Annotated in this window: 13 protein-coding genes; 4 read left to right on the forward strand and 9 right to left on the reverse strand. The window is 38.9% G+C overall.

Features of this window, described 5'->3' with window-relative positions:
• Positions 1-40: 40 nt before the first annotated feature.
• Genes OLM56_RS04290 through metG form a run of 3 tightly spaced genes read right to left on the reverse strand, consistent with a single transcriptional unit; the run spans position 41 to position 3,471 of the window.
• The gene (locus OLM56_RS04290; protein ID WP_264528441.1) at positions 41-670 is read right to left on the reverse strand and encodes a chloramphenicol acetyltransferase; all 630 of its coding nucleotides are present in this window, start codon (positions 668-670) and stop codon (positions 41-43) included.
• On the reverse strand, positions 671-1,357 hold the full coding sequence (locus tag OLM56_RS04295; protein ID WP_264528442.1) for an HAD family hydrolase: 687 nt from the start codon (positions 1,355-1,357) through the stop codon (positions 671-673). It lies immediately after the preceding gene.
• 56 nt (positions 1,358-1,413) lie between these two features.
• On the reverse strand, positions 1,414-3,471 hold the full coding sequence (gene metG / locus OLM56_RS04300; RefSeq protein ID WP_121375819.1) for a methionine--tRNA ligase: 2,058 nt from the start codon (positions 3,469-3,471) through the stop codon (positions 1,414-1,416).
• 256 nt (positions 3,472-3,727) lie between these two features.
• Here metG and OLM56_RS04305 point away from each other — a divergent pair, with 256 nt between their 5' ends.
• The 3 genes from OLM56_RS04305 (at position 3,728) to OLM56_RS04315 (ending at position 5,710) form a co-directional block, all read left to right on the forward strand.
• Positions 3,728-4,618 carry a S66 peptidase family protein gene (locus OLM56_RS04305; protein WP_264528443.1) on the forward strand — a complete coding sequence of 297 codons (891 nt, stop codon included), beginning with the start codon at positions 3,728-3,730 and terminating at the stop codon, positions 4,616-4,618.
• 2 nt (positions 4,619-4,620) lie between these two features.
• A complete protein-coding gene (locus tag OLM56_RS04310) occupies positions 4,621-4,980 on the forward strand; it encodes a YraN family protein (RefSeq protein WP_264528444.1) in 360 nt (119 codons plus the stop codon).
• A gap of 70 nt (positions 4,981-5,050) precedes the next feature.
• Positions 5,051-5,710, forward strand: a complete 660-nt coding sequence (locus OLM56_RS04315) for an aspartate kinase (RefSeq protein WP_121375822.1) — start codon at positions 5,051-5,053, stop codon at positions 5,708-5,710.
• Between the two features lie 37 nt (positions 5,711-5,747).
• Here OLM56_RS04315 and mfd read toward each other — a convergent pair whose 3' ends face one another.
• On the reverse strand, positions 5,748-9,059 hold the full coding sequence (gene mfd / locus OLM56_RS04320; protein WP_413614434.1) for a transcription-repair coupling factor: 3,312 nt from the start codon (positions 9,057-9,059) through the stop codon (positions 5,748-5,750).
• Positions 9,060-9,106: 47 nt separating this feature from the next.
• The gene (locus OLM56_RS04325; protein WP_264528446.1) at positions 9,107-9,763 is read right to left on the reverse strand and encodes a hypothetical protein; all 657 of its coding nucleotides are present in this window, start codon (positions 9,761-9,763) and stop codon (positions 9,107-9,109) included.
• 271 nt (positions 9,764-10,034) lie between these two features.
• Between OLM56_RS04325 and OLM56_RS04330 the strand changes: the two genes are divergently transcribed.
• A complete protein-coding gene (locus OLM56_RS04330) occupies positions 10,035-10,976 on the forward strand; it encodes an L-threonine 3-dehydrogenase (RefSeq protein ID WP_121375825.1) in 942 nt (313 codons plus the stop codon).
• Positions 10,977-11,034: 58 nt separating this feature from the next.
• Here OLM56_RS04330 and OLM56_RS04335 read toward each other — a convergent pair whose 3' ends face one another.
• The 4 genes from OLM56_RS04335 to OLM56_RS04350 form a co-directional block, all read right to left on the reverse strand.
• Positions 11,035-11,538: a nuclear transport factor 2 family protein gene (locus OLM56_RS04335; RefSeq protein WP_121375826.1), complete on the reverse strand. Its 504-nt coding sequence runs from the start codon at positions 11,536-11,538 to the stop codon at positions 11,035-11,037.
• Positions 11,539-11,578: 40 nt separating this feature from the next.
• Positions 11,579-12,925: an ammonium transporter gene (locus tag OLM56_RS04340; protein ID WP_264528447.1), complete on the reverse strand. Its 1,347-nt coding sequence runs from the start codon at positions 12,923-12,925 to the stop codon at positions 11,579-11,581.
• Between the two features lie 133 nt (positions 12,926-13,058).
• Positions 13,059-13,499: a very short patch repair endonuclease gene (locus OLM56_RS04345; protein WP_264528448.1), complete on the reverse strand. Its 441-nt coding sequence runs from the start codon at positions 13,497-13,499 to the stop codon at positions 13,059-13,061.
• Between the two features lie 137 nt (positions 13,500-13,636).
• Positions 13,637-14,578 (reverse strand): type IX secretion system membrane protein PorP/SprF, encoded by a 942-nt coding sequence (locus OLM56_RS04350; RefSeq protein ID WP_182493216.1) that lies wholly within the window; start codon positions 14,576-14,578, stop codon positions 13,637-13,639.
• Between the last annotated feature and the right edge of the window lie 64 nt (positions 14,579-14,642).

Below are 14,642 nucleotides of genomic sequence, written 5' to 3' on the forward strand. Positions count from 1 at the left end.
TTTTTATTTCTTCCTGCTCAAAAACAATACCAGTAGTTTTTTAGGAATCCATAAATTCTTGAAACTTATTTATAAACTCTCCGACATGGAAGCCATCCATAAGACCGTGATGCACATGGACAGAAACGGCCAAGGTTCTTTTTCCATTTTCATGAAGGACCATCTTTCCTATAGAAATTTTCGGACAGCTGTCGGGAAAAGTAAAACTTCTCGCATGGGACAAAGACGTAAAATCCACCCAAGGAATTGCTGAAAAGTGAATCAGATTATCAACTTCGAAGCTTCTCGTGAAAAGGCCAGGCGTATTTCTGACTCTTTCGATTTCTTCTAAAGCTTTTGCCTCAAAAGTTTCAAAATCAGGAAAAAATTCGACCAACGAAAACCCAAAAGTATTGTCTTCTCGAGTTAATGTAGGCGAGGCATTGACTTTGTCATAGCGATACACTTCTCCTTCGGAAATCCTGTAATGAAAATTTTCAACAGCATTTACGGCAGCTAATGTCTTGTGCAGGTAATACAAAAAAAACGAAACACCTTTTTTCTTAGAAGTTTCATATGCTTTTGTACAATCTATTGTGGCGGTTAATCCAAAAAATGGTTCTTCGAATTTACTGAAAAATTCAAAGTGTTCTTTTCTCGGCCAGTTATTTAAATCCAGTTTAGTTTTCACTTATGCTAAAATTGGCAAAACATCAGTAATCTTTTCTAATGCTTTAAAGTTTTTGTGTTCTACTTTATGGTCTATTTTTTCGTGAGCCCAAGTCGTATGAAAAGGAATATGTACAGCATGGCCTCCGATTCCCAAGACTGGCAAGACATCTGATTTTAAAGAATTTCCGATCATGAAAAATTCTTCTGGTTTGATTTCCAGTCGGCTTAACAGATCATGATAATCTTTTTCCTGTTTGTCAGACATTACTTCGATATGGTGGAAAAAATGTCCTAATCCTGAATTATGCAGTTTACGGCGTTGGTCTAGCAAGTCACCTTTTGTAGCAACGACTAATTTATATTTTCCGTGCAAGGCTTCCAAAGTTTCTTCTACACCATCTAATAATTCGATTGGTCTTTGGAGCAATTCTTTTCCGTATTGGATTATTTTTTCGATGACATCAACGCTGATGGTCTTGTTGGAAATCTTCATCGCGGCTTCGATCATCGAAAGGATATATCCCTTGATGCCATAACCGTATAAGGGAAGATTTTGTATTTCTACCCGGAACAACTCTTGCGACAGTCCTTGATGTGACAGATAATCCTGCATCAAGGCACAGAATTTTTCTTCTGTTTCTTGAAAATACGGCTCGTTTACGAATAAAGTGTCGTCTGCGTCGAAAGCAATTACTTTTATATTCATTTTATATCGTATAACCCTGTCAGCGTTTAAACGCTGACAGGGTTGGTTGAATTATATTAATTTATAGTTTCTCCGTTTCCGGCTTCTGCATCAGGGTTGACGAAAACTAATTTTCCTTCTGCGTTTGTAGTCATCAGAATCATTCCTTGGCTTTCTACGCCTCGAAGATTTCTTGGCGCTAAGTTGGCCAAAACAGTAACTTTTTTTCCGATAATTTCTTCAGGAGAAAAGCTTTCTGCAATTCCAGAAACGATGGTTCTTACGTCAATTCCCGTATCGATTTTTAATACTAAAAGCTTGTTTGCTTTTGGCATTTTTTCAGCTTCCAAAATAGTTCCGACACGCAAATCCATTTTTGCAAAATCTTCATACTGGATTAAGTCTTTTTGCGGTTCTGCTTTTTTATTTTCGGCCTTATTGGCTGTTTTTGTAGCTTCCAACTTATCGATTTGTTTTTGAATTTCTTCGTCTTCTATTTTAGCGAAAAGCAATTCAGCCTCTCCAATTTTATGTCCGGCTGGAATCAGGTCTGAATCTTCGGAAATTGTATCCCAAGAAAAATTGTTTTCTGTTTTCAGAATACGTGCTAATTTTTGTGCTGTAAAAGGCAAAAATGGTTCCGCTAAAACGCTCAAAGCTCCAGCAATCTGTAATGCCACATACATCTGCGTATGAACTCTTTCCGGATTGTCTTTAATAACCTTCCAAGGTTCTTCGTCTGCCAAATATTTATTTCCTAAACGGGCTACATTCATCAATTCTCCTAAGGCTTCTCTAAATCTATAACGCTCTACCGAGCTTGCGATTACAGCTGGATAGGCTTTTAATTCAGCTAAGGTCGCTTCGTCGATTTCAGAAAAATCATTTGGCTGCGGCACGATTCCGTCATAATATTTGTTGGTCAGGACAACCACACGGTTAATGAAATTCCCAAAAATTGCTACTAATTCATTATTATTTCTTGCTTGGAAATCTTTCCATGTAAAATCATTATCTTTTGTCTCAGGCGCATTTGATGTCAAGGCATAACGCAATACATCTTGCTTGTCTGGGAAATCTTCTAAATATTCATGCAGCCATACCGCCCAGTTTTTAGAAGTAGAAAGTTTGTTACCTTCTAAATTCAAGAACTCGTTTGCAGGAACATTGTCCGGAAGAATATAGCTTCCTTCGGCTTTTAGCATCGCTGGAAAAATGACACAATGGAAAACGATATTGTCTTTTCCAATAAAATGTACCAGTTTGGTGTCGTCTGATTTCCAATACGGTTCCCAGTCTTTTCCTTCGCGTTGCGCCCATTCTTTTGTAGAAGAAATGTAGCCAATAGGTGCGTCAAACCATACATACAACACTTTTCCTTCTGCACCTTCCACAGGAACTGGGATTCCCCAATCTAAATCTCTTGTTACGGCGCGAGGCTTTAGGCCGTCGTCTAGCCAAGATTTTACTTGTCCGAATACGTTAGGCTTCCAGTCGTTTTTATGTCCGACTAAAATCCACTCTCTCAAAAAAGCATCATATCTGTCCAAAGGTAAAAACCAATGTTTTGTTGATTTCAAAATAGGAGTTTCTCCTGTAATAGTTGATTTTGGATTGATCAAATCCGTTGCATTTAACGACGAACCACATCTTTCGCATTGGTCGCCATATGCTTCGTCATTGCCACATTTTGGACAAGTTCCAATCACAAAACGGTCAGCTAAAAACTGATTGGCTTTCGCATCATATAATTGCTCTGTTACTTCTTCGATAAAATCGCCTTTTTCATATAAAGTCCTGAAGAATTCAGAAGCAGTATCGTGATGTATTTTTGCAGAGGTCCTTGAATAATTGTCAAAAGAAATTCCGAAATCCTCAAATGATTTTTTGATTATCGCATGGTATTTATCGATGACTTCCTGCGGGGTGATTCCTTCTTTTTTTGCTTTCATAGAAATGGCCACGCCATGTTCGTCGCTTCCGCAAATAAAAGCCACATCGCGATTCTGCAAACGCAAGAAACGCGCATAAATATCGGAAGGAACATACACTCCTGCCAAATGCCCGATGTGTATCGGTCCGTTAGTATATGGCAAAGCCGCTGTAATCGTATATCTTTTTGGATCTTGTATCATGGATTTTCTATAATAAGTATGCAAAAATAATCTATTAGCGCTGAAATACCTAAAACCGTCCTATAATTCTAAGGATTAAGAAAACATGATTTCTTCAAGCCTTGAAGCAATGCCCAACTTGCATAGTAAGCCGTTTATTCGTTTATTTGTTTAACAGAAAATAGACATTATGCAAAGGCCAAACCGATTAAAATTATTCTTCATAATAATATCATTATTGAATTTCGTAACCTTTCATGCGCAAAACAAAGTCATCATGCCAGAATATTTAAAAAAAGGAGATACCGTAGGCATTTTAGCCACAGCCAGAAAAATTGATTTAGCTACTTTAGAACCAGGGATTAAATTGCTGGAAAGCTGGGGGCTAAAAGTTGTCATAGGAAAAACTATCGGCAAAGAACAAAACCAATTGGCTGGTGCTGATTGGCAGCGTGCTACCGACTTTCAAGAAATGTTGGACAATCCGAATATCAAGGCGATCTGGGCTGCAAAAGGCGGTTATGGAACCGTGAGAATCGTAGACAGGATTGATTTTACTAATTTCAAGAAGAAACCGAAATGGATTGTAGGTTTTAGCGATGTCACGGTCTTGCACAGTCATATCAACAACATGGATATCGGTACGCTTCATGCTATCATGGCCATCAGTGCAAAAACGGCGACGCCAGAAGCCATCGAATCTTTTAGGAAAGCATTATTTGGCGAAAAATTAGAATATCATATTCCGGCTCATCCGTTTAACAAAAACGGAAAGGCGCAGGGCGAACTGGTTGGAGGAAATCTTTCGGTGTTGTATAGCATCCAAGGTTCTATATCAGCAGTAGATATGAAAGGCAAGATTCTTTTTCTAGAAGATTTGGACGAATATCTCTATCACATCGACAGGATGATGATGAACCTCAAAAGAAACGGTTCGCTGGAAGGTGTTAAGGGAATTATTATTGGCGGAATGACTTCCATGAATGACAACGATATTCCTTGGGGCAAAGATGCTTTGGAAATCATCCAAGATATCGTAAAAGACCTTAAAATACCAGTTGCTTATAATTTTCCAGCTGGGCATATCAAAGACAATCGTGCCTTGATTTTAGGAAAAAATGTGACGTTTGAAGTCAACGACAAAGAAACAATCTTGAAGTTTGAATAACTATGGCCGTCCACAATGAGCTTGGAAAGTTAGGAGAAGAACTAGCTGTAGACTATCTTCAGAAGGAAGGGTATGAAATTCTGGAAACCAATTGGATTTTTCAAAAAGCAGAAGTCGATATTATTGCGAGGAAAGCGGAAACCCTTGCTATCATTGAAGTTAAGACGAGATCGAGCATTGAGTTCGGACTGCCGCAAGAATTTGTAAAGTCTAAAAAAATACAACTTTTAGTAAAAGCTGTAAATGAATATGTAATTGTTAAAAATTTAGATGTCGATGTGCGCTTCGATATAATATCAATTCATAAAAACGGCAAAAATTTCACAATTAACCATCTGATTGATGCTTTTTTACATTTTTAAGTGGTTATGCTTTTAACAAATTGTTTTTAAATTGTATGTTTGTAAAACTATTACCACCAACATAACCATTATGAAAACAATTTCTTCTGTTGTAGAGCACTACATCAAAACAAAGCCTTTCCTCTTGAGTGCTTTGTCGCAAGGAATCATCAATCTGACCTCGCTGTCCAGAAATATGCTTCCTGATTTAAAACAAGAGTTAGGAAAAGAGGTTAAACAAGGAGCTGTCGTCATGGCCTTAAAACGCCTTTCTGAAGACCTTGATTTTAGATTGAATCACAAAATTTTAAAAGTACTGAAAAGTATTGGAGAGATTACAGTGCGTTCATCGCTTACCGATTTTACATTCGCAGTATCAGATAAGATTTTAGACAAGCAAGCCAGCTTGATTTCTGAAATCAATACTTATTCTGATATTTTCTATACTTCCTCGAGAGGTGTCAGCGAAACCAATATTGTGGTCAGCGAAAGCGTAAGCCATTTAGTTGACAAACATTTTGTGGGCGAGAAATTGCTCCACAAATGGGAAAATTTGGCTTCTATTACGGTAAAACTTCCAAAAGACAACGTTTCGACTCCTGGAGTATATTACTTTATTTTCCAACGACTGGCTTGGGAAGGAATTATCGTAAACGAAGTAATTTCAACTTCCTATGAATTCACGATTCTTGTCAGCGAAGAAGAAGTAGATGTCGCTTTCAAAGTAATCAAAGACTTGAAAAGTCTATAAATAAAAAAGCCGTTTAATTTAAACGGCTTTTTTATTCTTACATCATTTCGATAAGCTCCAATGCTTTTTTGACCGACTTTACATTCTCGAAAGTCAAGAGAAGTCGGAGGCCGTTTTTTGTTTCCTTTTCTTTCATCTTGCACAAGTTGCCATTCTTTTGCACAAACTGCAATACTTTGTGGAATTGGTTAGATGTGTAATATTCCGACTGCTGGTCCGAAACAAAATAGGCGACCATCTTGCCTTGCTTTAAGACTAATTTTTCAATTCCTAAACGGGTAGCAATCCATTTGATTCTGATGCTGTTTAGCAAAGCGATAGCTTGTTTTGGTAATGCACCAAATCGGTCGATGAGTTTCTTTTCATAAGCGATGAGTTCCTCTTCGTTCTTCACATTGCTCAATTCATTATAGAGATTTAGCCTTTCGGAAACATTATTGATATATTCGTCTGGGAACAATAATTCGAAATCAGAATCAATCTGTATTTCTTTTACATATTCTTTCTCGCCGCCTTTGTCTTCATCTTCGTATAAATCTTTAAACTCGTTTTCTTTCAGCTCTTCGATGGCTTCGTTCATGATTTTTTGGTAGGTCTCAAAACCAATCTCGTTAATGAAGCCGCTTTGCTCTCCACCTAATAAATCTCCAGCACCCCTGATCTCCAAATCTTTCATGGCGATATTGAAACCGCTTCCCAGTTCACTGAATTGTTCCAAAGCTTGGATTCTTTTTCTGGCATCATCTGTCATGGCAGAATACGGAGGCGTGATAAAATAACAGAATGCTTTTTTATTGCTTCGTCCTACGCGACCGCGCATCTGGTGAAGATCCGACAGTCCGAAATTGTTGGCATTGTTGATGAAAATCGTATTGGCATTTGGTACATCAAGTCCGCTTTCAATAATAGTAGTCGCTACCAATACGTCAAATTCGCCGCTCATAAAGGCCAGCATCAGTTCTTCTAGCTTTTTGCCGTCCATCTGACCGTGGCCGATTCCGACTCTTGCTCCTGGAACAAGACGCTGGATCATTCCGGCAATTTCTTTTATGTTTTCAATTCGGTTGTTGATAAAGAAAACCTGTCCGTTTCGTTGTATTTCATAAGAAACCGCATCACGAATCAATTCTTCATTAAAGCCTACTACCTGCGTTTCGATCGGATAACGATTTGGCGGAGGCGTCGTAATAACCGACAAATCTCGTGCGGCCATCAACGAAAACTGTAACGTTCTCGGTATTGGCGTTGCGGTCAATGTCAAGGTATCAATATTGTGGGCAATCGTCTTTAGCTTATCTTTTACGTTAACGCCGAATTTTTGCTCTTCATCAACAATCAGCAATCCAAGGTCTTTGAAAACCACATTTTTATTGACTAATTGGTGCGTTCCGATGATAATGTCCAATTTTCCTTCGGCCAACTGTTTTAGGGTTTCTGTTTTCTGTTTTGCAGTTCGGAAACGATTCAGATAGCCCACAGAAACAGGCATGTCTTTTAGCCTTTCCGAAAAAGTCTTATGATGTTGAAAGGCCAAAATAGTTGTCGGGACCAAAACAGCAACTTGCTTTCCGTTGTCTACCGCCTTGAATGCCGCACGAATAGCGACTTCTGTTTTTCCGAAGCCTACATCGCCGCAAACCAAACGGTCCATTGGGCGTTCGTTCTCCATGTCGGCTTTTACCTCTTGGGTTGCCTTGAACTGATCTGGCGTGTCTTCATATATAAAAGAAGATTCCAATTCGGCCTGAAGATAACTGTCCGGATCGTATTTGAATCCTTTTTCCAATCTTCGCTTGGCATACAATTGAATCAGGTTGAAAGCGATGTGCTTGACTCTTGCTTTGGTCTTCTGCTTAAGGACTTTCCATGCGTTCGAACCGAGCTTGTATATTTTTGGCGGAGTGCCGTCTTTTCCGTTGAATTTGGAAATTTTGTGCAAAGAGTGAATGCTTACATACACAATGTCATTATCCGCATACACCAGCTTGATGGCTTCCTGCGTTTTTCCTTCGACTTGAATTTTCTGCAAACCGCCAAACCTTCCAATTCCGTGGTCGATATGCGTCACATAATCGCCTACAGAAAGCGTATTCAGCTCTTTTAGCGTGATGGTCTGTTTTTTAGAATAACCGTTTTTGATGCTGAATTTGTGGTAACGTTCAAAAATCTGATGGTCCGTATAACAGGCAATCTGGTTTTCTTCGTCGATAAATCCTTGATATAAAGGGAAGACGATCGTATGGTATTGCTTTCTGATATTTTCGCTATTGGCTTCGTCCAATGATTCAAAAATATCGTGAAAGCGTTTGGCTTGCTGCTCGTTAGAGCAGAAAATAAAATTTTTATATCCGTTGAAATGATTGTCGTTGAGGTTGTTCAGCAACAAATCAAATTGTTTATTGAAAGAAGGCTGCGGCAGAATATGAAACTCGAAAGTCTTCTGTGTCTTAAAAATAGGCTTGGAACTGACTTCTGCAATCGTAAAATCCAATGCTTTTTTGATGAATGCCTCTTGATTCAGGAATAATTCTTCGGGAGCGATATGATTGACGGTCGACTGCATAGAACCGAAAATCTCTTTTGCTTTTCCAAAAAGCTGGTCCAATTTTGAAAAAAGCAATTCTGTATTTTGGATAAAAAGAACTGTCCTTTCATTGATATAATTTAAAAAGCTTTCACGGTTTTCTTGGAAGAATTTATTTTCTACGTTGGGGATGATCGTGATTTTTTTCTGCTTTTCGATAGAAAGCTGCGTTTCTACATCAAAAGTTCGAATGCTGTCGACTTCGTTTCCAAAGAATTCAATACGGAAAGGATTCTCATTTGAAAACGAAAATACGTCGAGAATACCGCCTCGTACCGAAAATTCTCCCGGTTCGGTTATAAAATCAACACGCTTGAATTCGTATTCAAACAATACTTCGTTGATAAAATCTATTGAGATTTGGTCGCCTACAGCAACTTTTAAAGTGTTTTTATCGAGTTCTTTTCGAGTGACAACTTTTTCAAAAAGCGCCTCGGGATACGTTACGATGACGGCCGGTTTTTTTCGCGAATTGATTCTGTTTAAAACTTCGGCACGAAGAAGAACACTGGCATTGTCGGTTTCTTCAATTTGATACGGACGTCGGTAAGAACCTGGGTAAAAGAGCACGTCTTCTTCGCCTACCAATTGTTCCAAATCATTCAAGTAATACGCGGCTTCTTCCTTGTCTTGAAGAATAACAAGGTAAGGCTGGTCGCTTTTTTCAAACAATGAGGCCACGACAAAAGACAGCGAAGAACCGATAAGGCCCTTTAACTGTATTTTAGTATCTCGAACAGCAAGACTTTCAGAAATCTGCTTGATTTTTGGAGTGCTAGCGTATGTTTTTAGAATGTGCGGTTTCAAATGTGCTATTGACTTTTTTGTTTTGGATTATGGTGCGGGATAATTCCTCCTTGTTGTGTGGTGTTGCTTGGCTTTGGCTGTTCGGAAGGCGGCTGGGGTGTTTTTAATGAATCTTTTCCTAGCGACTGAAGCATTTCTGCTTCTCCTTCTTCAAGACGGATCTGGCTTTTCTTTACGATTTCATCCATCTGTGATGTAAGCGAGGCCAGTTCTTCATTGATTTCAGGAATGAGCTTTATTACTTTTTGTTCTTGAATATGGCTCAGGTTTATGTATAAATCTAACGATCTTACTTTTGTAGCCAGCGTCATGATACGGCTTCTTACTTCGGGTTTGTCAAAGACAGCAGGAATATGGTTGTTGAGGTCTATGACTCTTTTCGATAATGTTTTTGCCTTTTGTTGGAACGCGCCGATAGAGCTTTTTGGCTTTTGGTTCAGCTCGGTCATGAAAAGACGCCATTCATCCCAATTCTGGATGATGTTGGCAACAGAAGGATTCATCGACGGAGTATTGAAATTCCACGATTTGTCTACAGAAGCAAAAATCTGCTCATTTTTTTTGGAGTCTTTTGCATTGGCTTCAAGTCTAGCGGCCTCGTCATCTTTGCAGGAAACAAGAAAGCAAAAAACCACCAACATGATATAGGAATAAATCTTCATCGAAATATTTTTGAAATGCAAAGTTAGCAAACAATTGCATAAGAAAACGAAGGCAATAAGGCTGATATTCATAAAAGTTCATTAAAATTTGCCCTTATTGGCAACTGAATAATTGTTAGTGAATGAGGCGATTATAAAGAATAAATTATGAAATCTGAATTTATCCAACGGAAAAATCACAAATCTTTCAGATTCTCTTCCTAAATCCAACGAGCCAAAGTAAATTTTGTTTTTCGAAATCGTTATCTTTGTCCAACAAAAATCTGGAAGAATGCATGCAAAAATCTTAATTATAGGGGCTTGTGGCCAAATAGGAACTGAATTGACAAAAAAACTTCGAAGCCAATATGGCAAGGATGCAGTAATCGCTTCGGACGTTCGAAAAGGAAGTCCTGAATTTGTAAACTCTGGTCCGTTTGAAGTTGTAAATGCTTTAGATTTCAACCAAATTGAGACTATAATTGAGAAATATGAAATTGAAGATGTGTATTTGATGGCAGCATTGCTTTCTGCTACAGCTGAAAAAAATCCTGCTTTTGCGTGGGACTTGAATATGAATTCGCTTTTCCACGTATTGAATCTGGCTAAAGCCGGAAAGATCAAAAAAATATTCTGGCCATCGAGTATTGCCGTTTTCGGACCGACGACGCCAAAAGAAGATACGCCTCAATATACGATTATGGAACCTTCAACAGTATATGGCATCAGCAAGCAGTCAGGTGAAAGATGGTGCGAATACTATCACAACATTTTTGGCGTGGACATCCGAAGCATCCGTTATCCAGGCTTGATCAGCTGGTCGACTCCTCCAGGCGGCGGTACTACCGATTATGCTGTGGATATCTATCACAAAGCTTTGAGCGACGGAAAATACGAATGCTTTTTGTCTGAAGAAACCAAACTTCCGATGATGTATATGGACGATGCAATCCGTGCCACGATAAGCATTATGGAAGCTCCGAAAGAAAGTATCAAGATCCGTTCTTCGTATAATTTAGCAGGAATCAGCTTTACTCCAGAAGAGATTGCTGCCGAGATCAAAAAACATATTCCAGAATTTTCGATTTCGTATGCGCCTGATTTCAGGCAGAAGATTGCCGACAGCTGGCCATCAAGCATCGATGATTCGTATGCCAGAAAAGATTGGGGCTGGAAGCATGAATTCGATTTAGAAAGTATGACCAAAGATATGCTAGAGCATTTATCAGAATAAAAAAAACCCGAGGACTTAGTGTTCTCGGGTTTCTTTTTTAAGTTTAATGAAAAAAGGCTTATTGCTTTTTTAATTTATCGATAAGCGGATTTTCTATCGGTTCTTTAATTTTGATTACTTCATTTGAAATGTCATTTGGAATGGTCATGGAGAGTACATAATGCCTGATTTTCCACTCGCCATTGACTTTTACCACAACTCCAGAACCACGACAGATTTTCATCTCGGTGTCCAAAAGTTCGTCAAACCAAGCCAGTTTTTTATCGTCGCTGAAATAAATGTTTCTTTCTAAGGCTTTGAAATTCCATGCCTGACCTTTGTCAAAATAAGGCTTGGAGAACGCTTCGAATTCTTTTTTGTTCCAGTTTTCTGTAGCGTCTGTCCCGATAAAAATCGAATTTTCAGTCAGTTGGTCAAAATAGTTTTTGTAGTCTGCATTGGCTGCTGCGGCATGCCAGTTGTCTAGCATTTTTGTTATTTTTTCTTTTTCAGCATCAGCTTTCTTTTGGCCGTAAGTTGCTACAGTTAGCGTCAGGATAATGATAAGCGTAATTTTTTTCATCTGTAATTTTTTCTTTAAAGATAACAAAATTACTAATAGGTCACGAGTGTCTTAGCTGTTCATCATGTTGGGAAAGATCCAATCCTATAATTTCCGATTCTTCGGATACGCGAAGCGGGATAAACAAATTTGTGAATCGAAACAGGAAATAAGACCCAAAAAAGGTAAAGCTAGAAACCAATACCAATGCCATGATGTGGTGGGCAAAGACATTCCATCCGCCGTGAAGCAGGCTTGCATTTTCTCCCTGTGCAAATATAGCCGTGAGCACCATTCCGGTTATGCCGCCAACTCCATGACAGGCGAAAACATCGAGGGTATCGTCAATCTGTTTTAGCTTTTTCCAATAAAGCATTTTGTTGGATATAATTGCGGCCAAGAATCCGAAGAAGATACTTTTCGGAATAGAGATGTACCCCGCTGCTGGCGTAATAGCGACCAGTCCGACTACGGCTCCGATGCAGGCTCCCATGGCTGAAACTTTTCTTCCATTGATTCTGTCGAAAAACACCCAAGTAAGCATGGCTGAGGCTGAGGCAATTGTTGTTGTTGCGAAGGCCATGGCCGCGGTTGCATTTGCGGCAAGGGCCGACCCTGCGTTGAAGCCGAACCATCCGAACCATAACATTCCTGTTCCTAAAAGGACAAACGGAATATTGGCGGGAATGTGTTCGCTGTTCTTGCGTTTCCCTAAAACAAGTACTCCTGCTATGGCAGCAAAACCAGCGCTCATATGAACTACAGTGCCTCCTGCGAAATCCTTAACTCCGAAATAACTTCCTAGCAGGCCGTTCGGATGCCAGACCATGTGGCAGAGCGGCGTGTAGATAAACAAAGTAAACAAACAAATAAACATGAGAAAGGAGATAAAACGGATTCGTTCCGCAAGAGATCCTGTAATTATAGCGGGCGTGATTACTGCAAATTTCATTTGGAAAAGGGCAAACAGTATAAAGGGAATGGTGGAGGCCATTTTGAGATGGGGATGTTCTCCGACATTGTCGAAAAAAGAAAAAGTAGCAGGATTTCCTATAATCCCATAGTGTTTTCCATCAATTACAAAGCCAAGAGAATCTCCGAAAGAAAGGCTAAATCCAACGACTACCCATAATAGGCTAATGACTCCTAGGCAGATAAAGCTTTTTAGCATTGTTGAGATTACGTTTTTCTTGCCTACCATTCCTCCATAGAAAAAGGAAAGCCCTGGAGTCATCAGAAGGACAAGACAGGAAGCTGTCAGAAGCCATGCTACATCAGCAGGGATTATAGCGTCTGTATTTCCGAAATCGGAAGCAGGAAAGTCAGTTTTGGGTTCATAGACTAATCCGATGAGGGCAACAACGGTGATAATGATAAAAGAAGCAATCCAACGTTTTTCTATTTTCATTTTGATTATTTTATAGTTATACCCTGTTTTTATATAGGTAAAAATATAAAATTATATTAAAAATAAATAACATACCCTATAAAAATACAGGTATAATATACGAAAACGTTATAATTATAAATTTTTAAATAATTTAAAAATCGCGGTAATGGATTTTTTTGTGGACACTTTCTATTTCTTTTTCTATGATCCGGACAGTTGTATAAAGTTTTCTTTTTACGTCTTTGCTCCAAAACCGAAGCACAAGCCAGCCTTTAGAAGTTAGGTATTCATTAACAATTTTATCACGGGCTCTATTTTTTTCAATTTTTGCCAGCCAATATTCTTTGTTGGTGTCGAGCCGATGTTTTACGGTTTCCCAGTCTTTGCCATGAAAGAATTCTCCATCGACAAATATTGCGATCTTATACTTTTTGAAGGAAAGGTCAGGAGTTCCAAAAATAGTTTTGTCGTGTTTCCTATATCGGTGCCCGCGGTGCCAAAGTGCTTTCGCCAAAAGTCTTTCTTCTTTGGTGTCTTTGCCTTTTATGGCCCGCATTATCTTGCTTCGTTTTTCTTTTGAGAAAACATCCATTTCTAAAAACTATTAGTGGCGTTAGTTTTTGAAGGCGGATACTAAATTGAAGAACTGGCGATTACTATGATTAGCTAAGATAATCAAAAAAGAAACGCGGGTCAATTGCCCGCGTTCTGTAAAAAGTTATAAGATTTTTAGAAAGTACAAGCACAATTGCTGACACCTTGGAAAATATCAAGTCCCAAAGTAATCATGTGAGTACCGCTGTTGTAGGCCAACAGCTCGTTTGTGGTAAGCTGATAAGAATAGGCAAAATAAAAATTAGATTTTTTCAATCCTGCCATAGGTCCTATGTTGACAGGCTCTAACATCTGGTCGTTTAGGAAACGGTAGCTTATCCCTGCCCAATAGTAGTCTTCGCTGTCTTTCCAGCGCAGTTTTACGTTCAAGTCTGTGGAAGAACGTCCGTCGCTTTCGAAATATTGAACATAGGCAGAAGGTTCTACTTCGAAGTCGCTGTTTCTGTTTTCTCTAAAAATGTAACCGGTATAAAATTGGTAGTTTCGAAGTTTTCCAGGTTCATTGATGTTGAATTTATCCAGATTTTTATCCAAGATATTGCTGGCATTAAAACTGAAGTAAAAATCTTGGAATCGGTACAATACAGCCACATCAAAGTTATGGTTGACAACAGAACGATCATCACGGACAGCCATATCTGGGACATTAAAATTTTCGATTTCAAGTCGGAATTGGTTCAAGTTGTACGAAATACCGAAGGATAAGAACTGGTCGTAATATTTGTCCAAGATAAGGTGATGGGCAAAAGAAAATTTGCCTCCATATTGCCTTGTGTTTCCGTTTTTGTCATTATAAAGAAATACTCCGATTCCTGAATTGTCCGAGATTCTCATGTCGCCTGCCAAAGACTGCATGTCTGGCGCATCCTTGATTCCGACCCATTGGGTCAGTCCGTTCATCCTAATCTTCACATTATCTCCGATTCCGGCATAGGCAGGAGAGATCACAAATGGATTATCTGCCAAATATTGAGTGAAGGTAGGTATCGACAATTCTTGAGAATGCAGGCTGTGCATAGACAGGAAAATCAGCAGAAGATGGTATATTTTTTTCATTTTGTGTTTGTTTTTGGGGCACTTTAATTGAAGCCGTTTCTGCTGAATAGTAGCAGAAACGACT

Origin of the sequence: Flavobacterium sp. N2550 (genome assembly GCF_025947265.1) — a bacterium.
GTDB classification, from domain to species: domain Bacteria; phylum Bacteroidota; class Bacteroidia; order Flavobacteriales; family Flavobacteriaceae; genus Flavobacterium; species Flavobacterium endophyticum.

Excerpts from the sequence above, each read along its gene's own strand:
- OLM56_RS04295 (WP_264528442.1), bottom strand. The coding sequence starts at position 1,357 with ATGAATATAAAAGTAATTGCTTTCGACGCAGACGACACTTTATTCGTA.
- metG (WP_121375819.1), bottom strand. The coding sequence starts at position 3,471 with ATGATACAAGATCCAAAAAGATATACGATTACAGCGGCTTTGCCATAT.
- OLM56_RS04305 (WP_264528443.1), top strand. The coding sequence starts at position 3,728 with ATGCCAGAATATTTAAAAAAAGGAGATACCGTAGGCATTTTAGCCACA.
- OLM56_RS04310 (WP_264528444.1), top strand. The coding sequence starts at position 4,621 with ATGGCCGTCCACAATGAGCTTGGAAAGTTAGGAGAAGAACTAGCTGTA.
- OLM56_RS04315 (WP_121375822.1), top strand. The coding sequence starts at position 5,051 with ATGAAAACAATTTCTTCTGTTGTAGAGCACTACATCAAAACAAAGCCT.
- OLM56_RS04325 (WP_264528446.1), bottom strand. The coding sequence starts at position 9,763 with ATGAAGATTTATTCCTATATCATGTTGGTGGTTTTTTGCTTTCTTGTT.
- OLM56_RS04330 (WP_121375825.1), top strand. The coding sequence starts at position 10,035 with ATGCATGCAAAAATCTTAATTATAGGGGCTTGTGGCCAAATAGGAACT.
- OLM56_RS04335 (WP_121375826.1), bottom strand. The coding sequence starts at position 11,538 with ATGAAAAAAATTACGCTTATCATTATCCTGACGCTAACTGTAGCAACT.
- OLM56_RS04340 (WP_264528447.1), bottom strand. The coding sequence starts at position 12,925 with ATGAAAATAGAAAAACGTTGGATTGCTTCTTTTATCATTATCACCGTT.
- OLM56_RS04345 (WP_264528448.1), bottom strand. The coding sequence starts at position 13,499 with ATGGATGTTTTCTCAAAAGAAAAACGAAGCAAGATAATGCGGGCCATA.
- OLM56_RS04350 (WP_182493216.1), bottom strand. The coding sequence starts at position 14,578 with ATGAAAAAAATATACCATCTTCTGCTGATTTTCCTGTCTATGCACAGC.